A 19,840-nucleotide genomic window follows, 5' to 3' on the forward strand; every position below is an offset into this window, starting at 1 on the left:
CCCCAATTACCTGATAACAAGGAACCCATCATGAGTTATATAGACAATAATCAACTTCCCTACCGGCCTGATCACTGTCAGGGTGGAGATTACCGGCAGAATTATGGCTATCCTCCTCCCTACCCTTTTTACGAGCCAATCGATCCGCAAAGCGGTCGTGTGGTATCACCGGCTTCGCGCGCGGTGATTATGCTCAATAATGGGTATTTACCACCGTTCCTGGTTGATGAAATGACCGGGGGCAAAAATTTCCCTGACTTATTTGCCGGCCCGGTACTTTTCCCTTTCCACACAGATATAGAAAGTTCAAATCCCCCGCCTGATGGACGGATCGTCAGCGGCGGTAATGGGGACGCACGCGATATCGTCAATGCCACAGATGAGGAATTACGTGTCCTGACTGGCGGCAATTTCAACCAATGGCCCAGATTACGGGTTAACCCGGCGCAATCCTTGACCATTCAGTGGGTGAACACCATACCCAGAGTCACCAGGGGGTATCGCGCGTTTATCACACGTGATAATTGGGATTCCAGAGTTCGCATTGCGCGTAATCAGCTGGAGCCCGTTCCGTTCTTCAATACGCTCAATCAGGGAGTTCCCTGGCAGGAGCACCTAGGCGATTTACAACCTCGAATAACGTTGCCTTTAGTGCTCCCCTTTAACAAAAGGGGTCATCATGTCATTATTTTACTCTGGCTGGTAGCCAATCAGCCTATTGCTATCTATCAGGCGTTTGACGTCGATTTCGGTTAGGTTATCCATTACTGGAACAAAGGTCCAGCTGCGGACATATCTGCCTATAGCTGGGCCGGAACTATTGCTCATTGACCCTATTATATCCCATATTTTTAAAAGATTTTGTTCACTGTCTATTCGATGATATTTAAACTGGCAGCAAAATTCTTAAATATCAAAACAACATATATTTATACCGGTTCCGCTTTATCAGGAGTAAATCATGAATAAAAATTATACCCTTAAAGATCATTTATCGAAAGTTAATCCTAACGACAATTACTCAAGGGACTATCGCAACAGTTGTAACTGGCGCGATGGTTATTCTTTATCACCTTATTGGGATCAGTCCAATAATATTCGCTATAACAACAGAGGCTGTTGTATAAACTCGACCGTCGACGATACGCCAGTGCCACCTTTGCCTATCGTTACTCCGGCTTCGCGTGCGCAAACCCTGGTCGATTTAGGCAGGCTTAGCCCCCTGCAAGTCAATACAGCAACCGGCGGAAAAAATTTCCCAGATCTCAATGGCGGAGCTGTTTTTTGGCCTTTCCAGGATGATGTCTGGAGTGCAACTCCGCCCGAGGATGGCTTTATTCTCAGTGGCGGCCAAAGTGGGGAGATTAGTGCAGTTAATTTTACCGATAATCAAATCGCCATCTTCACCTTGTTCGCTATTCGTCAATGGCCCAGGATACGGTTGAGCGCCGGTCAGATATTAAACATAGAATGGCTTTACGATAGGCGACGGCTCACCAGAGGCTATCGGGCGTTTATTACCCGCGACGACTGGAATCCCAATGCCCGTATTACGCGAGCTCAGTTGGAGCTGCGTCCGTTTTGGGAGAATATCAACCAAGAGTTCCCCTTTTGGCAGTTCCCGGCGCAGTTACAACCAAGAACGCATCATTCAATTCCCATTCCCTTCAATAAAAGAGGGCATCATGTCATCGTCTTATTATGGCTTATAGCTGATTTTGAAGATGCCGTTTATCAGGCTTTCGATATTGATATTGATTCAAACACTGTATATTAACATGGAAATAAGCCCTGCAATTTAAAAACAATTACCGGGTTTAATCATACATATAAAAGTAAATTAATTATACAGATAACTATAGAAATTTTTGCTATCAGGTTTTTCAACTTAATGTAAAAGATCATTCATTTCGCTGACGCTTACACTAATAATAAGATTTTCCGTTGCGAGTAAATCTGGAGACGCTTATGTACCATAAAGCAAAAACAGTTGACCCACCTAAAAAAAATTCAAATATTAAATGTTTTTATAGGGTGAATCATATCGGTAATGGCCATCGTCTCTTTAACCCACCCTATGCCCATTGTCAGCGAGATAAAATCCAGCGCGCCGAGTGCCCGCTATGTTCCGGCGAATCAAACGTTGATTATGGGGCCCGCCTTGGCCGCTTGACGGTCCCACCCTCACGTGCCCAGTTTCTTGCCAATCAGGGATATCTTGAAGTCTGGTTTGCCGAAGCCATAACCGGGGGCAAAAATTTTCCCGACCGGTTCCCGGGGCCTGTTCGCCAACCATTTCAGGATGATGTAGAAAGCTCAACGCCACCCTCTGACTTTTACATCCTTAGCGGTGGTCACCAGGATAGGCGGGGCCTGGTGTCTTTGGACGACCAGGATATGACTTTCTATTTAGGCATTCCCTTTACCTGGCCCAGGATCAGGGTAAACCGCGGTCAGGAATTATATGTAGAATGGTTATATTACGTCCTGCGCGCCACCAGGGGCTATCGGGCGTTTATCACCAAGGATGATTGGTCGCAACGATGGCCTTATTCTCGCGACCAGTTTGAACCGGTGCCGTTCTGGGAAATGCTGAACCCGCAAACCCCCTACTGGCAGCACGCGGCGGCATTAAAACCAAGAGATAACATGCTTATTCCACTGCCATGGAATAAAAGCGGTTACCATGTCATTCTTTTATTATGGCTAACTACTGACACATACTATGCCGTCTATCAGGCGCTAGATGTGGATTTCGGCTGAATCCCTATTAAACGACAAGAAAAAGCCCCATCTTTACGATGGGGCTTTTGAAGATGCGAAAAGTGATAAAAACATCATCCGCATTTCCTGTCAGCATGCCGGCAAACGACGCACTGAGTCGGGAATGGGCAATTATGCCTGGCCTTTCACTTCTTTCAGACCGTTGAACGGTGCGCGTGCGCCCAGGGCTTCTTCGATGCGAATCAGCTGGTTGTACTTGGCAACGCGGTCGGAACGGCTCATGGAACCGGTCTTGATTTGACCCGCGGCGGTGCCCACGGCCAGATCGGCAATGGTGGCGTCTTCGGTTTCGCCGGAACGGTGAGAGATGATGGTGGTGTAACCGGCATCTTTCGCCATTTTGATCGCCGCCAGGGTTTCGGTCAACGAACCGATCTGGTTGAATTTGATCAGGATGGAGTTGGCGATGCCTTTATCGATACCTTCTTTCAGGATCTTGGTATTGGTCACGAACAGGTCATCACCGACCAGCTGGATTTTGTCGCCCAGCACTTTGGTCTGGTAGGCAAAGCCGTCCCAATCCGATTCGTCCAGGCCATCTTCGATGGAGACGATCGGGTAGGTCTTGGTCAGGCCTTCCAGGTAGTGGGTGAACTCTTCGGAGGTGAAGGATTTGCCTTCGCCTTTCAGTTCGTATTTACCGGTTTCCTTGCTGTAGAATTCAGACGCGGCGCAGTCCATGGCCAGGGTGATATCTTTACCCAGCACATAACCGGCTTTTTCCACGGCTTCCTTGATGGCGGCCAGGGCGGCGGAGTTGGATTCCAGGTTCGGCGCGTAGCCGCCTTCGTCGCCAACGGCGGTATTCAGGCCCTTGGCCTTCAGCACTTTCGCCAGGTTATGGAACACTTCAGAACCCATGCGAATCGCTTCCTTGACGGTTTTAGCGCCAACCGGCTGGATCATGAATTCCTGGATGTCGACGTTGTTGTCGGCATGTTCGCCGCCGTTGATGATGTTCATCATCGGCAACGGCATGGAGAACTTGCCGGCGGTGCCGTTCAGTTCAGCGATGTGTTCGTACAAAGGCATGCCTTTGGACGCGGCGGCGGCTTTCGCTGCGGCCAGGGAAACGGCCAGGATGGCGTTGGCGCCAAATTTGGATTTGTTTTCCGTGCCGTCCAGATCGATCATGATCTTGTCGATATTGGCCTGGTCTTTCGCGTCTTTGCCCAGCACCGCTTCAGCGATGGGACCGTTAACCGCGGCAACCGCCTTGGTCACGCCTTTACCCAGAAAACGCGATTTGTCGCCGTCACGCAGTTCAAGCGCTTCGCGCGAACCGGTGGAAGCACCTGACGGCGCAGCGGCCAAACCTACAAAACCACCTTCCAGATGCACTTCTGCTTCTACAGTCGGATTGCCGCGTGAATCGATGATTTCACGGCCGATGACTTTAACAATTTTGGACATTTAGTATTTCCTCAGTACAAGTTAAAACAAAATTCCTGACGACCCGCCCGCGATACCCTGACCGCGCGCCGCCCGCCTGTTCAAATTTATTTCAGCTGACGCTTCTGGTACTCGCCGGCCGCCTTGACGAAGCCGGTGAACAACGGATGGCCGTCACGGGGCGTCGAGGTAAACTCGGGATGGAACTGGCACGCCACGAACCACGGATGATCCGGGTATTCAATAATCTCCACCAGGCGGTTATCCCCCGACAGCCCCGCAACGCGCAGGCCGGCGGCTTCGATCGGCTTTAACAGCATATTGTTGACTTCATAGCGGTGGCGGTGACGCTCGACGATGGTCTGCTCGCCGTACATGCTGCGCACCAGGCTGCCGTCGGTTAACTGGCAAGCCTGGCTGCCCAGGCGCATGGTGCCGCCCAGATCGCTTTGCTCGGTGCGCGTTTCCACGACGCCGTTTTCGTCGCGCCACTCGGTAATCAACGCGACCACCGGATACTTACAGTCTGGCACAAATTCGGTGGAGTTTGCGTTTTCCATGCCCGCCACGTGCCGGGCAAATTCGATTAACGCCACCTGCAACCCCAGGCAGATGCCCAGGTAGGGAATTTTCTTTTCACGCGCGTACTGCGCGGTCAGGATCTTGCCTTCGACGCCGCGATAACCGAAACCGCCGGGAATCAGGATGGCATCGAGGTTTTTCAGGATCTCCACGCCGCGGGTTTCCACATCCTGCGAATCGATAAGCTTGATATTCACCGTCAGGCGGTTTTTCAGCCCGGCGTGCTTCAGCGCCTCGATAACCGATTTATACGCGTCCGGCAGTTCGACATATTTACCGACCATGCCGATGGTGACTTCGCCGCCCGGATTGGCTTCCTCGTACACCACCTGTTCCCATTCAGACAGGTTAGCCTCGGGACAGTTCAGGCTGAATCGTTTACAAATATAATCGTCCAGGCATTGGGATTTCAAGAGAGCCGGGATTTTATAAATGGAATCAACATCTTTCAGGGAAATTACCGCTTTTTCCGGCACATTGCAGAATAAAGCGATTTTAGCCCGCTCGTTGTTGGGCACCGAGCGATCGGAGCGGCAAATCAGCACGTCCGGCTGGATGCCGATGGAAAGCAGTTCCTTGACCGAATGTTGGGTCGGCTTGGTTTTCACCTCGCCCGACGCGGCCATATAGGGCACCAGGGTAAGGTGCATGTAGATGGTGTGTTCGCGGCCCACGTCCACCGCCATCTGGCGGATGGCCTCGAGGAACGGCAGGGATTCGATATCGCCCACGGTGCCGCCGATTTCCACCAGCACCACGTCGTGGCCTTCGCCGCCTTCAAGGATGCGTTCCTTGATGTTGTTGGTGATATGCGGAATGACCTGGATGGTAGCGCCGAGATAATCGCCACGGCGCTCTTTGCGCAGCACGTCGGAGTATATGCGGCCGGTGGTGAAATTATTACGACGCGACATTTTGGTGCGGATAAAGCGCTCGTAGTGACCCAGATCCAGATCGGTTTCCGCTCCGTCCTCGGTGACAAACACTTCGCCGTGCTGGATAGGGCTCATGGTGCCCGGATCCACATTGATGTAGGGGTCCAGCTTCATGATGGTAACGTTGAGTCCCCGGGCTTCGAGAATAGCCGCCAGGGAGGCCGCGGCAATGCCTTTACCCAATGAGGAAACGACCCCGCCGGTTACAAAAATATAATTTGTTGTCATGCTGAACCTGAGAATTTAGGTGTAAAGACGGAATAACCAAGACGGGAAAACAGTATACCTGAAGCGCGAATCGGCCACAAACGTTCGTTTTGCAAATCGCGCAGGCGGCATAACGGCCGCATCAGCGGGCCCAGTCGATGACCGCTTGCCATAAATACCTTATTTTATAGTATATTAGCTACGAAAACGGCGTTATCGTTAACATAGCGGCAATGATGAGTTTACCCGGCGATTTCCCGTTTTTTTATTTGCCGCCAGGCGGCTTCCATCTGCTCGAGACTGGCCTGGGGCAGGGTTTGCCCCTGGGCCTGGATAATCTCTTCCACCTGGCGAAACCGGCGCTCGAATTTACGGTTGGCTTTTTGCAAAGCGGTTTCCGCTTTCTTGCCCAAATGGCGGGTCAGGTTGACGGTGGCGAACAGCAGATCGCCCAGTTCTTCCTCAAGCTTATCTTCATCCACCACCGCCTGGCGGGCTTCGTGCATCACCTCGTTGATTTCTTCGTAGACCTTGTCCACCACCGGGCCGAGCGTGGTCCAGTCAAAACCCACCGTGGCGCAGCGCTGCTGGATTTTCTGCGCCTTCATCAACGCCGGCAGGGCGTCGGGAATATCGTCGAGCGGCGACAGGCGTTCTTTTTCCGCCCGTTCCCGCGCCTTGAGCTGTTCCCACTGGCCGGGAGGCGCCGCGCCGTCCTCGCCGGGCTGCCGGGCAAAAATATGCGGATGGCGGCGCTCGAGTTTATCGCTGATGGCGTCGCAGACGCCGGCAAAATCGAACAGTCCCTGCTCGCGCGCTATTTCAGCGTAAAACACCACCTGGAACAGCAAATCGCCCAATTCGTCGCGCAAATCGTCATAATCGCGCCGGGCAATGGCGTCCAGCACCTCGTAGGTCTCCTCCAGGGTGTAGGGGACGATGGTGTCGAACGTCTGGCGCTTGTCCCACGGACAGCCCGTGCGCGGGTCGCGCAGGCGGGTCATGATGGCCAGCAACCTGGCCTGGGCGGCGGCCGAGGCATCGATGGCGTTCGCGGTCATATTATTCTCCGTGCAGCCGGCGCGCGTCGATCACGTCCGGCAGTTGATTAAGTTTGGACAATACCCGGCCAAGTACCTGCAGGTTATAGATTTCAATATCCATATCGATGGTCGCCAGCTGCTGTTTGATGTCGCTGCGGCTGGCCACGCCCAGCACGTTGACCTTTTCATTGGCCAGGATAGTGGTGATATCGCGCAGCAGGCCGCTGCGATCGTTGGCCACCACCCGCACCACCAGCGAGTAGCCGCTGGAATAACTCTCGCCCCAGACGGCGTCGACAATGCGTTCGGGGGCGTTGGCCTGTAAATCCGCCAATTGCTCGCAGTCCGCGCGGTGAATGGAGATGCCGCGGCCGCGGGTAATGAAACCGGTAATCTCATCGCCGGGGATCGGCTGGCAGCAGCGGGCGATATGGTGCATCAGGTTGCCGACCCCTTCCACCACCACCCGGCCGTTATCCTTCGAGCGCGGCACCGCGGACGGCTTTTGCGTCAGTTGCTTGAGCGCCGCGCGATCCTGCTCTTCCGGGCTGGGCTTGTTCAGCTTGCCCTGCAGGAAGTTAATCATCTGGTTGATGCGCACGTCGCCGCCGCCGATGGACGCCAGCAGCTCGTCGAGGGTATTGACGTTATAGCGCGGCAGCAGCAGCTTTTCGGCTTCCTTGATGCTCAGGCCCAAATGCTCCAGTTCATCGTCCAGCAGCTGGCGGCCGGCCAGGATATTCTTGTCCCGGTCCTGTTTACGGAACCAGTTATGGATCTTCGAGCGCCCGCGGCTGGTGGTGACATATCCCAGGTTGGGATTCAGCCAGTCGCGGCTGGGGTTCGGCTGCTTCTGGGTGATGATCTCCACCTGGTCGCCCATGCGCAGCTGGTAGGTAAAGGGCACGATGCGCCCGCTTATCTTGGCGCCGATGCAGCGGTGTCCGACATCGCTGTGGATATGGTAGGCGAAATCCAGCGGCGTGGAGCCGGCGGGCAAATCGATCACGTCGCCTTTCGGGGTAAAGACATAGACCCGATCGTCGAACACCTGGCTGCGCACTTCGTCGAGGATTTCCCCCGAATCCGCCATTTCTTCCTGCCAGGCCAGCAGCTTGCGCAGCCAGGCGATGCGTTCTTCGTAACCGGAGCGCACGCCGCCGGTGGCGGTGGCGCCTTCCTTGTACTTCCAGTGCGCCGCCACGCCCAGTTCGGCGTCTTCATGCATCTGTCGGGTACGGATCTGGATTTCCAACGTTTTGCCGCGCGGCCCCAGCACCACGGTGTGAATGGACTGGTAGCCGTTGGGTTTGGGGTTGGCGACGTAATCGTCGAACTCATCGGGCAAATGGCGAAAATGCGTATGGACGATGCCGAGCGCGGCATAACAATCCTGCAGCCGCTCCACCACCACCCGCACGGCGCGCACGTCAAACAGCTCGTCGAACTCCAGCGATTTTTTCTGCATCTTGCGCCAGATGCTGTAGATATGCTTGGGCCGCCCGTAGATATCCGCTTTCAGCCCTTCCTCTTTCATCGCATCGCGCAGCGAGGCGACAAAATCATCGATATACTGCTCACGATCGATGCGCCGCTCATGCAGCAGCTGCGCAATGCGCTTGTACTCGTCCGGATGCAGGTAACGGAAGCAGAAATCCTCCAGTTCCCACTTGAGCTGGCCGATCCCCAGCCGGTTTGCCAGCGGCGCGTAGATATTGGAACTTTCTTTCGCCGCCAGCACCCGCTCGTCCTCAGGGGCGTCCTTCAGTTCGCGCAAATGGGCGATACGCTCGGCAAGCTTGATGACCACGCAGCGGAAATCTTCGACGATGGCCAGCAGCATGCGCCGGACGTTATCCACCTGCTCCGGCGCCATGGAGTCGTTAGTGGTGGCTTTTAACTGGCGGATGGCGTCCATATCGCGCACGCCGTGCACCAGATCGACGATTTTCTTGCCGAACTGCGTCTCGAGCACCGATTCTTCGACCACCTCGCTGTCGGCAAGGGGGAACAGCAGCGCCGCGCACAGGCTGTCGCTGTCCATGCTGAGCATGGACAGGATCTCCACCATCTCGATGCCGCGCCAGAGGATCAGCGCCGCCTCGGGGTGCTCTTTACATTGCTGCTCGCAATAACGCCAGGTTTCGGCCAGCCGCTCACTTGACTGCGGGTTGGAAAGACCCAGACTGGCAACCCAGTCTTCGGGGACAAACTCGCCCGCTGTATTCAAATGCGCACTTCTTACCGCAACCATATCCACTCCCTACTTTGCACAGACGCCGGCATCTTTTACAAACAACGTCATCGATTCAAGATGTCCGCTATGCGGAAACATATCCAGCATAGCCACGCGCGCCGGGACATACCCCGACGCCATCAACACAGTGCTATCCCGCGCAAGTGTTGTGGGGTTACAAGACACATAGACGATACGCCGGGGCGCCCAGGCGGCAATATGGGACATGACGCCCAGGGCGCCGGCACGTGCCGGGTCGAGCAATATTTTATCAAATCCCCGGTTGGCCCAGGGCCGTGTGGTCACGTCCTCTTCCAGATTGTCATGAAAGAAGGTGACGTTATTCAATAAATTCTGTTGTGCATTATATTGCCCATTCGCCACTAGCGCCGCAACCCCTTCCACGCCGATAACCTCGGCGCAGCGTTTGGCCAGCGGCAGGGTAAAGTTGCCCATGCCGCAGAACAAATCCAGCACCCGCTCATCCGCCCCGGGCGCCAGCCATTCCAGCGCCAGCGCCACCATGCGGCGGTTAACCTCGGCGTTGACCTGAATGAAATCCCTTGGGCTGAACTGTAGACGCAAATCGTCAATGTGGTATATCGGCGGCTCGCCATGCAGGCATTCCAGCGACTCGCTGTCCGCTGCCAGCCACATCATCACCTGATGGCGCGCGGCGAAGTCCAGCAGCCGCCGCCGGTCGCCGTCGTCAAGCACATCAAGATGGCGCAACACCACCAGCGGCCCGTTGTCCGCCATCACCAGTTCCACATGCCCCAGGCGCCTGGCCGCCTTTAGCTGCGCCAGCGCCGCTTTCAACGGCGCCAGCAGTTGCTCCAGGCCCGGGATCAGGATGGGGCAATGGGTAATGTCCACCACATCACTGGACTTCGCCTGGCGATAGCCCATGGCCAGGGAGCGGGACTTTTGGCGGTATTCCAGCCCCAGGCGCGCGCGCCGCCGGTAGCCGTAGGCGTCCGCGCCCACGCGAATGATAGCGCCCGGAATCGCGCCGATTTCCCGCGTCAGCAGCGTGCGCAGCGTGGCGGCCTTGCTTTGCTGTTGCAACGCCTGGCTGATGTGCTGCTGCTGGCATCCGCCGCAAACGCCGAAATGCGGGCAGCGCGGCGCGACCCGCTCCGGGCTGTCGTTTAACCTTTTGGTCACCCGGCCCCGGCTAAACTGGCGTTTGTCCTCGGTGATGCGCACCTCGGCCTGCTCACCCGGCAACAGACCGGGGATAAAAATCGTTTTCCCCTGGAGGCGCGCCACGCCCTGGCCGAAACCATCCAGATCGTGACAGGTCACGGTCAGGGTTTGCTGTGTCGCCACGCGACGGTTTGCAGAGTAGAATTGCGCCATAATTGCTTGTTACAGGTTTCCTGAATAGCCGGGTTATCATTCTCCCATATTGGAACGCTATGACCAAATACAGCTTGCGCGCGCGGATGATGATACTGATTCTGGCGCCGACGTTATTGATCGGTTTGCTGCTAAGCGCATTTTTTGTCGTTCATCGTTATAACGAATTGCAGAATCAGCTGGTGGCTGCCGGCACGAGCATTATCGAACCGCTGGCGGTATCAACCGTCTACGGCATGACCCTTCATGACCGCGACTCGGTGCGCCATCTCGTCAACCTGCTGCATCGCCATCACTCCGATATTGTACGCTCGATAAGCGTGTTCGATGCCAATAATAAACTTTTCGCCACCTCCAACTACCACCAGAATATCAACCAACAGCAGTTGCCGCCGGGCAGTCCGCCGCCCGGCGAACTGACCCTGGCGCGCCTGGGCGGTACGCTTATCATGCGCGCGCCCATCTGGTCGGAGGATGATTTGCCCGACCCGGCAAACCAGGCCGACGCCCGCATCGCGCCGCTGGGCTATATTACCATTGAGCTGGACCTGGATTCGGTACGGTTGCAGCAATATAAAGAAGCCTTTGTCTCGACGCTGCTGCTGCTGCTGTGTCTGTGTATCGCCATGCTGTTCGCCTATCGCCTGATGCGCGATGTTACCGGCCCCATCCGCAATATGGTCAGCACGGTCGATCGCATCCGGCGCGGCCAGCTCGACAGCCGGGTAGAGGGGTATATGCTCGGTGAGCTGGATATGCTGAAAAACGGCATCAACTCAATGGCCATGTCGCTGACGGCATATCATGAGGAAATGCAGCAGAATATCGATCAGGCCACCTCGGACCTGCGCGAAACCCTGGAGCAGATGGAGATCCAGAACGTCGAGCTGGATCTGGCTAAAAAACGCGCCCAGGAGGCGGTGCGCATCAAATCGGAATTCCTGGCCAATATGTCCCACGAACTGCGCACCCCGCTTAACGGCGTCATCGGTTTTACCCGGCAGACGTTAAAAACGCCGCTGTCGCCGACGCAGCGGGATTACCTGCAGACCATAGAACGTTCGGGCAATAACCTGCTTAGCATTATTAACGATGTGCTGGATTTTTCCAAACTGGAAGCCGGCAAGCTGCTGCTGGAGGCCATTCCGTTCGCGCTGCGCGCCACCCTGGATGAGGTGATTGTCCTGCTGGCGCAGACCGCCCATGAGAAGGGACTGGAGATTACTCTGAACGTGCAGCAGGATGTGCCGGACGGCGTGGTGGGCGATCCCCTGCGCCTGCAGCAGGTCATTACCAACCTGTTGGGCAACGCCATCAAGTTTACCGAACAGGGCAATATCGATATCCGCATTGAAAAACACGGCACCGGGAACCATCAAATGGAACTGGAGGTGCAGATCCACGATACCGGGATCGGCATCGCCGAACGTCAGCAGTCGCAGCTGTTCCAGGCGTTTCGCCAGGCGGACGCCAGCATTACCCGCCGCCACGGCGGCACCGGCCTGGGGCTGGTGATTACCCAGAAACTGATCAAGGAAATGGGCGGCGATATCAATTTCCACAGCCAGGTCGACCGCGGCTCGTCCTTTTGGTTTCATATCCCCCTGCAGTTGAGCGGGGCCGACGGCGCGCCGGATTATGCCCATCTGCGCGATAAAAGCCTGGCGTTTGTCGAAGCCAACCCCGCCGCCGCCCAGGCGACGCTGGATATGCTGCGCGCCACGCCGCTGACGGTCAGTTTCAGTCCGACGCTTACGCAACTGCCGGCGGGGCACTATGATATTTTGCTTATCGGCAAACCGGTGACGCAGCGCCTCTCGTTAATCGATATCAAGCGCGAGCTGGCTGAAGCCGCCGGGATTGCCGGCTGCGTGATCCTGGCCTTGCCCAGCCCCGCCATGGTGGAGGCTGAGCAGATCAAACGCATGGGCGCCTGTGCCTGCCTGGCGAAGCCGGTCTCCGCCAACCGGTTTTTACCCTTGCTGCGCGCGCGGCCGCGGCCCGTGGTAAGCCAAGTCACGCCGCCCCGCGCCGCGCGCCTGCCGCTGACCGTCATGGCGGTGGATGACAATCCGGCCAACCTGAAGCTTATCGGCGCGCTGCTGCAAGAGCAGGTGGAACACACCATTTTATGCCAAAACGCCCGCGAAGCGCTGGCCTACGCCGACGGGCATCCGCTGGATCTGATCCTGATGGATATCCAGATGCCGGAAATTGACGGCCTGCGCGCGGCCGAGCTGATGCGGCAGTTGCCGCGCCACGCGCAAACGCCCATCGTGGCGGTTACCGCCCATACGCTGGGCAATGAGCGGGAAAAACTGCTTGAGGCCGGCATGGATGATTACCTGGCCAAACCCATCGACGAAAACAGATTGCAGCGGCTGCTGGCGCGTTATGGCGCCGAAGAGGTACGCCGCTCGCCGCACGCGCAAACGGCGGACGCGACCGCGGAGCAGGACAATCAGGACGCCACCCTGGATTGGCAGTTGGCGCTGCGCCAGGCCGCCGACAAACCGGATTTGGCCCAAGACCTGCTGGGGATGCTGGTCAGCTTTTTAATCGAGGTAAAACAACGGGTGACCGCCGTGGTAAACGGCGTCGAGGACCCGCATATCGGTGAGCTGGTGCACAAACTGCACGGCAGTTGCAGCTACAGCGGCGTGCCCAGGCTCAGGCGGCTCTGCGCCGATATCGAACGCCAACTGCGCGCGGGCGCGCCGCTGGCGGCGCTGGAGCCGGAGTGGCTGGAAATGCTGGATGAAATTGAAAATGTCACCCTGGCGTCCGCGCCTTTTCTTACGGCTTAGGCGTCGCCGGCCAGGCCGCGCAAAAAAAAAAGAGTGGCCGCCGTGAAGCTGCGCCACCCTTTACCCCGGCGTTTAGCCGGCGTCTTGTAAATCAGGCCATCTCGCGGGCCAGCTTGATGGTAGCCGCGATATTGCGCGCGGTCATGCGCACATTGGCGGCGGCGTTTTCCAGCGCGTCCTCCAGCGTGCAGATTTCATATAACACGCTGAACACCGCGTCCAGGCCGTGCTGATGCACCACCCCCACGTCGGCGGTCAGGCTGCCGGCGATGCCGATCACCGGCTTGTTATAGCGTTTGGCGACCAGCGCCACCCCGATCGGCACTTTACCGTGGATGGTCTGGCTGTCGATGCGCCCTTCCCCGGTGATCACCAGGGTAGCGTCCCTGACCAGGGCATCCAGTCCCAGCGCCTCGGTAACGATTTCGATACCTTTGCGCAGCTCCGCGCCGCAAAACGCCTGTAAACCGGCGCCCATGCCGCCGGCCGCGCCCGCGCCGGGGATATGTTCGACATCTTTATCCAAATCGCGTTTGATAATGGCGGCATAATGCCCAAGCGAGGCATCAAGTTGCCGGATCATGGCAGGCGTCGCGCCTTTCTGCGGGCCGAATATCGCCGTGGCGCCCTCATCGCCGGTCAGGGGATTGGTGACGTCGCAGGCCACCTCGAAACGGCATTCCCTGATGCGCGGATCCAGATGGGTAATATCGATACGCGCCAGCTTATCCAGCTCGCCGCCGCCGTAACCGATCTGTTGACCCTGCGCGTCGAGCAGCCCGCCGCCCAGCGCCTGCACCATGCCGGCGCCGCCGTCGTTGGTGGCGCTGCCGCCGATGCCGATAATGCAATGTTTAACGCCGTGATCCAGCGCGCAGCGGATCAGCTCGCCGGTGCCGAAAGAGGTGGTTAACAGCGGATTGCGGTCGCAGGCGCGCACCAATTCCAGCCCGCTGGCGGCGGCCATTTCGATAAACGCGGTTTGTTTATCGCCGGACAGGCCGAAAAAGCCGTCCACCTGGTCGCCAAGGGGGCCGGTGACCCTGACCTTGACGATTTCACCCCCGGTGGCCGCCACCATGGCCTCCACGGTGCCCTCACCGCCATCCGCCACCGGCAATTTGACGTAATGGGCATCGGGAAACACGTCACGAAATCCCTGTTCGATCTGCGTTGCGACCTCCAAGGCAGACAAACTTTCTTTGTAAGAATCCGGTGCGATTACTATCTTCATAGACTACCTGCGCCTGTTGAGCTGAAGCCGGCAAAATAGCTATTTTGCCGCCTCGCAGGGCGCCGGTCCGGCGCCCGACCAATTTATTGCCGCTTAACTTCAATCTTGGCCAATTTTTCATAATAACAAGCCAGGGCGCTGTGATCCGCATTGCCCAAATCGTCTTGCTTCAGGGCCTGCATCATTTCCATTACCACCGCGGTTAACGGCAGTTGCGCGCCGACGCCATGCGACGTATCCAGGGCATTGGCCAGATCCTTGATATGCAAGTCAATGCGGAAACCCGGCTTGAAGTTGCGATCCAATACCATCGGCGCCTTGGCTTCCAGCACCGTGCTGCCCGCCAGTCCGCCGCGAATGGCCTGGAATACTTTTTCCGGGTCGACGCCGGCCTTGGTTGCCAGCACCAGCGCTTCCGACATGGCGGCGATATTCAGCGCCACGATCACCTGGTTGGCCAGTTTGGTGACGTTACCGGCGCCGATATCACCGGTATGCACCACGGAAGCCGCCATGGCCTTCAGCAGTTCAAAGCTCTTGTCGAATAAAGCCTTATCACCGCCGACCATCACGGACAGGGTGCCTTCGATGGCTTTGGGCTCGCCGCCGCTGACCGGGGCATCAAGCATGTCGATGCCTTTTTCCGCCAGGGCGGCGGCGATTTCGCGGCTGGCCAACGGCGCGATGGAGCTCATATCAATGACCAGGGTACCGGCTTTGGCGCCTTCTACCACGCCGTTTTCACCCAGCACCACTTCTTTAACATGCGGAGAGTTCGGCAGCATGGTGATAATGATATCGGTTTGTTCGGCCACGGCCTTCGCCGTGTCGGCTGAGGTGGCTCCGGCCGCAACCACTTCCGCTACCGCTTCGGTATTGCGATCCAGTACCACTAATGAGTAACCCGCTTTCAGCAGGTTTTTGCTCATTGGTTTTCCCATGATGCCCAAGCCAATAAATCCAATTTTCATTACTATTACCTCTTAACGCTTGCTATAAAAAGTGTAGGGCGCGTCAGACGCGCCATGTCGGTTATTTTTTAAATTTGTCGGCCAGCGCCTGGGTGCCGCCGCGGAATACGCCGAGATCGCTGCCGACCGCAACGAAGGTGGCGCCCCACTCCAGATAACGGCGGGCGTCGGCTTCCACCGGCGCCAGGATGCCGCTCGGCTTGCCATGGGCCTTGGCGCGGGCAAAAATATGGCGGATGACGCTTTGCACCGCTTCATGGCCCGGCTGTCCCAGGTAACCCAGCGCCGCGGACAAATCGCCCGGGCCGACAAAGATACCGTCGACGCCGTCAACCGCGGCGATGGCGTCGATATTGTCCACGCCTTCCTGGCTTTCGATCTGCACCAGCACGGTGATATTGTCATTGATGGTGGCGTTATAGTCCGGCACGGTGCCAAACATATTGGAACGATGGGAAACCGACACGCCGCGGATGCCGGCGGGAGGATACCGGGTGGAGGATACCGCGCGCAGGGCCTGCTCTTCGGTTTCGACAAACGGGATCAGGAAATTATAAAAACCAATATCCAGCAGGCGTTTGATAATCACCGGCTCATTGGTTGGCGGACGCACCACCGGCGCGCTGTGGCTGCCCTTAAGCGCCATCAGCTGCGGAACAAAAGTGCCGACATCATTAGGCGCGTGCTCACCGTCCAGTACCAGCCAGTCGAATCCCGCCAGGCCCAACACTTCCGTGGTAATGGGATTTGCCAGCGCGCACCAGCACCCAATCTGGGTTTCCCCCTGAAGTAACCCCTGGCGAAAACGGTTAGGCAGTAGTGGAGTGTTCATAATTTACCTCTATGCAATGAAACAGAAAGTAGCGGGCCCCAAAACGCCGGGCCCGCGATATCAGGATTTAACCAGCACCAGTCGCTTGATTTCGCCGACCACCACCAGGTAGCACAGCATGGCCGCCAGGGCGGAACAGCCGACAAAGATCAGCGCGGCGTTGAATGAATGCAATTCCTTGACCATATAACCGATAGCCAGCGGCGTAACGATGGAAGCCACGTTGCCGAACACATTGAATATGCCGCCGCACAGGCCGATCACTTCTTTTGGCGCGGTATCGGAAATCACCGGCCAGCCCAGGGCGCCGAATCCTTTGCCGAAGAACGCCAGCGCCATCAGCGCCACCACGATGACCGTATTGTTGGTGTAGTTGCACAGGATAATGCTGGTGGCCAGCAGCATGCCCACGACGATCGGTATCTTACGCGCCACGGTCAGCGAGTGGCCGCGCTTGATCAGAATATCGGAAACCACGCCGCCCAGGACGCCGCCGGCAAAACCGAACAACGCCGGGATCGAGGCAATCAGGCCCACTTTCAGGATGGACATGCCCTTATCCTGCACCAGGTAAATCGGGAACCAGGTCAGGAAGAACCAAGTAATACTGTTGATGAAATACTGGCCGAAAAATACGCCGAGCATCATGCGGTTGGTCAGCATCTGTTTGACATAATCCCAGCGCGGGCCGTCTTTTTTACCGTCTCTCGGCGTGTCCATATCGACCATGGCGCCGCCGGCGGCGATGTAATCCAGCTCCTGCTGCGAAACGCGGGGGTGTTTATTCGGGTTTTGAATATATTTGATCCACACCATCGTCATGATGAAACCCAGCACGCCCATGACGGTGAAGACATGTTCCCATCCCCAGGCATAGGTCAGCCAGCCCAGGATGGGAGAAAATATCGCCAGGGCGAAATACTGCGCCGAGTTAAAAATCGCCGACGCGGTGCCGCGTTCAATGGTGGGGAACCAGGCGGCGACGATGCGCGCATTGGCCGGGAAAGACGGCGCCTCGGAGAAACCCAGCATAAACCGCAGGATAAACAGCGTCATCGCCGCGTAAGCCACCGGGAAAAAGCCGACGAATCCCTGCAGCAGCGTAAACAGCGACCAGAAAAACAGGCTGTAGGTATAAACACGTTTGGACCCGAAACGGTCCAGCAGCCAGCCGCCGGGAATTTGCATAATAAGGTAAGCCCAGCCAAACGCGGCGAATATCTGCCCCATTTGCCCGGCGTCCAGCCCCAGCGTCTTGGCGACATCGGAACCGGCAATGGACAGGGTTGCCCGATCGGCGTAGTTAACCGCGGTGACCAGGAAGATAATTAATAAAATCACATAACGAACATGTGTTTTTGTTCTACTTGAAACCAGAGGTGTCGTGCTCATTGAATACGCTCTAATCAGGCGATAAACTTCGGGAACACAAAAAATCATTACCACACTATTTTTTGCGTTGCGCTTTTTTATCGTGAGTTAATATTTTCTCGTAAGAGTCTTTTTATTTCACCGGTAGGCCGGTTGGTGTCTTATTTAACTGACCTGCATAGTATAAAAACCATCGTGAAAAATGGCACTGTGCATAAGCACAACAATTAAGCCTAAAATAACCGATTTTTTGGACATGAGCACGTGAAAGCACGACGGTCGTCACGTTATTTTTTGGCGTGGATTCTGCCGCGAATGAAGGGTGACCTTTATCACATTATACTGAACATATGACAAATAAATCCCGGGTATAGCCGCTATAAAATCGTGCATTTGCACAATGAGAAGTGCCCCTATTCCGCATATAATATCCTCATCACCCGTATTGTTATCCTGGCTGAACGCTGGTTCGGGTTATAACAACAGATTAGTATTTGCGGAGACGTTTATGTCATCAACAATAATGACCAATGCGGAAAAGGCATTGTATATCAAAGTTCACGTCGACGATAACGTCGCGATTATCGTGAACAATAATGGTTTGCCGGCCGGCACTCAATTCGCGGACGGCTTGAAATTAATCGAGCATGTTCCGCAAGGGCATAAAGTCGCCCTGCGCGATATCGCCATCGGCGGCGATATCGTCCGTTATGGCGAAGTGATTGGCTATGCCTTGCGTGAAATCAAACAGGGCAGCTGGATTGATGAATCGCTGGTCGAGATGCCCAAGGCCCCGGCGCTGGAAACCCTGCCTCTGGCCACCAAGGTCCCGCCGACGTTGCCGCCGCTGGAGGGCTATACCTTCGAAGGGTACCGGAATGCCGATGGCAGCGTCGGCACTAAAAACCTGCTGGGCATTACCACCAGCGTACAATGCGTGGCCGGCGTGGTTGAATACGTGGTGAAACTGATTGAACGCGATCTGTTGCCAAAATACCCCAACGTCGACGGCGTGGTCGGGCTAAGCCATCTGTACGGCTGCGGCGTGGCCATTAATGCGCCCGCCGCGGTGGTGCCGATTCGCACCATCCATAATATCTCCCTCAACCCGAATTTCGGCGGCGAAATCATGGTGATTGGCCTGGGCTGCGAAAAATTGCCGCCCGAACGCCTGCTGGCCGGCACCGAGGATCAAATTCCCATCGCGGTGGAACGCCCGGGGGTGAGCATCACCCGTCTCCAGGACGAAAAACACGTGGGCTTCAAGTCCATGGTGGATGATATTCTGCAGGTAGCGGAAGATCATCTGCAGCGTCTGAACACCCGCCAGCGCCAAACCTGCCCGGTATCCGATCTGGTGGTGGGCACGCAGTGCGGCGGCAGCGATGCGTTCTCCGGCGTAACCGCCAATCCAGCGGTGGGCTTTGCCTCCGATCTGCTGGTGCGCTGCGGCGCGACGGTGATGTTTTCGGAAGTGACCGAAGTGCGCGACGCCATCCACCTGCTGACGCCGCGGGCGGCTGACGAACAGGTGGGACGCCGGTTGTTGGAGGAAATGGCCTGGTATGATAATTATCTTGACGATGGTAAAAGCGATCGCAGCGCCAATACCACCCCGGGCAATAAAAAAGGCGGTTTGGCCAATATTGTTGAGAAATCGCTCGGTTCCATCGCCAAATCAGGCACCAGCGCCATTGTGGAGGTGCTCTCCCCCGGCCAGCGTCCGACGAAAAAGGGGCTGATTTTCGCCGCCACCCCCGCCAGTGATTTTATTTGCGGTACCCAGCAGCTTGCCTCCGGCATCACCATACAGGTATTTACCACCGGGCGCGGCACGCCCTATGGTTTGGTGGCCGTGCCGGTGATCAAGATGGCGACGCGCGACGCGCTGGCCGACCGCTGGTTTGATTTGATGGATATCAGCGCCGGTTCCATCGCCACCGGCAGGGCAACCATTGAAGACGTGGGCTGGCAATTGTTTGAACTGATCCTGGATATCGCCAGCGGCCGCAAAAAAACCTGGTCCGATCAATGGGGCATTCATAACGCCCTGTCGGTATTCAACCCGGCGCCGGTGACCTGAT

14 protein-coding genes are annotated in these 19,840 nt (G+C 56.6%); 5 read left to right on the forward strand and 9 right to left on the reverse strand.

Going from position 1 to position 19,840, the window contains the following annotated elements; genetic code table 11:
* The first annotated feature begins 30 nt into the window (after positions 1-30).
* The 3 genes from ACL2XM_RS16565 (at position 31) to ACL2XM_RS16575 (ending at position 2,763) form a co-directional block, all read left to right on the forward strand.
* Positions 31-756: a lytic polysaccharide monooxygenase auxiliary activity family 9 protein gene (locus ACL2XM_RS16565; protein ID WP_410016352.1), complete on the forward strand. Its 726-nt coding sequence runs from the start codon at positions 31-33 to the stop codon at positions 754-756.
* Positions 757-961: 205 nt separating this feature from the next.
* The gene (locus ACL2XM_RS16570) at positions 962-1,777 is read left to right on the forward strand and encodes a lytic polysaccharide monooxygenase (protein WP_410016353.1); all 816 of its coding nucleotides are present in this window, start codon (positions 962-964) and stop codon (positions 1,775-1,777) included.
* A 191-nt stretch (positions 1,778-1,968) separates the two neighbouring features.
* Entirely contained in the window at positions 1,969-2,763 is a 795-nt protein-coding gene (locus ACL2XM_RS16575; RefSeq protein ID WP_410016354.1) for a lytic polysaccharide monooxygenase, read from the forward strand.
* 132 nt (positions 2,764-2,895) lie between these two features.
* Here ACL2XM_RS16575 and eno read toward each other — a convergent pair whose 3' ends face one another.
* From eno to rlmD, 5 genes are all read right to left on the reverse strand, one after another.
* Positions 2,896-4,197 (reverse strand): phosphopyruvate hydratase, encoded by a 1,302-nt coding sequence (eno, locus tag ACL2XM_RS16580; protein ID WP_410016355.1) that lies wholly within the window; start codon positions 4,195-4,197, stop codon positions 2,896-2,898.
* Between the two features lie 86 nt (positions 4,198-4,283).
* Positions 4,284-5,921 (reverse strand): glutamine hydrolyzing CTP synthase, encoded by a 1,638-nt coding sequence (pyrG, locus tag ACL2XM_RS16585; RefSeq protein ID WP_413731257.1) that lies wholly within the window; start codon positions 5,919-5,921, stop codon positions 4,284-4,286.
* Positions 5,922-6,142: 221 nt separating this feature from the next.
* Complete coding sequence (gene mazG, locus ACL2XM_RS16590) at positions 6,143-6,961, reverse strand: nucleoside triphosphate pyrophosphohydrolase (RefSeq protein ID WP_410016357.1); 819 nt, start codon at positions 6,959-6,961, stop codon at positions 6,143-6,145.
* A 1-nt stretch (position 6,962) separates the two neighbouring features.
* The gene (gene relA, locus ACL2XM_RS16595) at positions 6,963-9,197 is read right to left on the reverse strand and encodes a GTP diphosphokinase (RefSeq protein ID WP_410016358.1); all 2,235 of its coding nucleotides are present in this window, start codon (positions 9,195-9,197) and stop codon (positions 6,963-6,965) included.
* A 9-nt stretch (positions 9,198-9,206) separates the two neighbouring features.
* Positions 9,207-10,541: a 23S rRNA (uracil(1939)-C(5))-methyltransferase RlmD gene (gene rlmD / locus ACL2XM_RS16600; protein WP_413731259.1), complete on the reverse strand. Its 1,335-nt coding sequence runs from the start codon at positions 10,539-10,541 to the stop codon at positions 9,207-9,209.
* A gap of 59 nt (positions 10,542-10,600) precedes the next feature.
* Between rlmD and barA the strand changes: the two genes are divergently transcribed.
* Complete coding sequence (barA, locus tag ACL2XM_RS16605; RefSeq protein ID WP_413727128.1) at positions 10,601-13,348, forward strand: two-component sensor histidine kinase BarA; 2,748 nt, start codon at positions 10,601-10,603, stop codon at positions 13,346-13,348.
* A 91-nt stretch (positions 13,349-13,439) separates the two neighbouring features.
* Here the strand turns inward: barA and ACL2XM_RS16610 are convergent, their stop codons facing one another.
* The 4 genes from ACL2XM_RS16610 to ACL2XM_RS16625 all read right to left on the reverse strand — a co-directional run bounded on the left by ACL2XM_RS16610 (position 13,440) and on the right by ACL2XM_RS16625 (position 17,777).
* Positions 13,440-14,582 carry a glycerate kinase gene (locus ACL2XM_RS16610; protein ID WP_410016361.1) on the reverse strand — a complete coding sequence of 381 codons (1,143 nt, stop codon included), beginning with the start codon at positions 14,580-14,582 and terminating at the stop codon, positions 13,440-13,442.
* A gap of 83 nt (positions 14,583-14,665) precedes the next feature.
* The gene (gene garR, locus ACL2XM_RS16615; protein WP_410016615.1) at positions 14,666-15,559 is read right to left on the reverse strand and encodes a 2-hydroxy-3-oxopropionate reductase; all 894 of its coding nucleotides are present in this window, start codon (positions 15,557-15,559) and stop codon (positions 14,666-14,668) included.
* Positions 15,560-15,614: 55 nt separating this feature from the next.
* Entirely contained in the window at positions 15,615-16,385 is a 771-nt protein-coding gene (gene garL, locus ACL2XM_RS16620; RefSeq protein ID WP_410016362.1) for a 2-dehydro-3-deoxyglucarate aldolase, read from the reverse strand.
* Positions 16,386-16,445: 60 nt separating this feature from the next.
* A complete protein-coding gene (locus ACL2XM_RS16625) occupies positions 16,446-17,777 on the reverse strand; it encodes an MFS transporter (protein WP_410016363.1) in 1,332 nt (443 codons plus the stop codon).
* Positions 17,778-18,264: 487 nt separating this feature from the next.
* On the opposite strand from ACL2XM_RS16625, the gene garD reads away from it, so the two are divergent.
* Positions 18,265-19,839, forward strand: a complete 1,575-nt coding sequence (garD, locus tag ACL2XM_RS16630) for a galactarate dehydratase (RefSeq protein ID WP_410016364.1) — start codon at positions 18,265-18,267, stop codon at positions 19,837-19,839.
* The last annotated feature ends 1 nt before the right edge of the window (position 19,840 follow it).

Origin of the sequence: Sodalis sp. RH20, assembly GCF_047324205.1 — a bacterium.
Classification (GTDB): domain Bacteria; phylum Pseudomonadota; class Gammaproteobacteria; order Enterobacterales; family Enterobacteriaceae; genus Acerihabitans.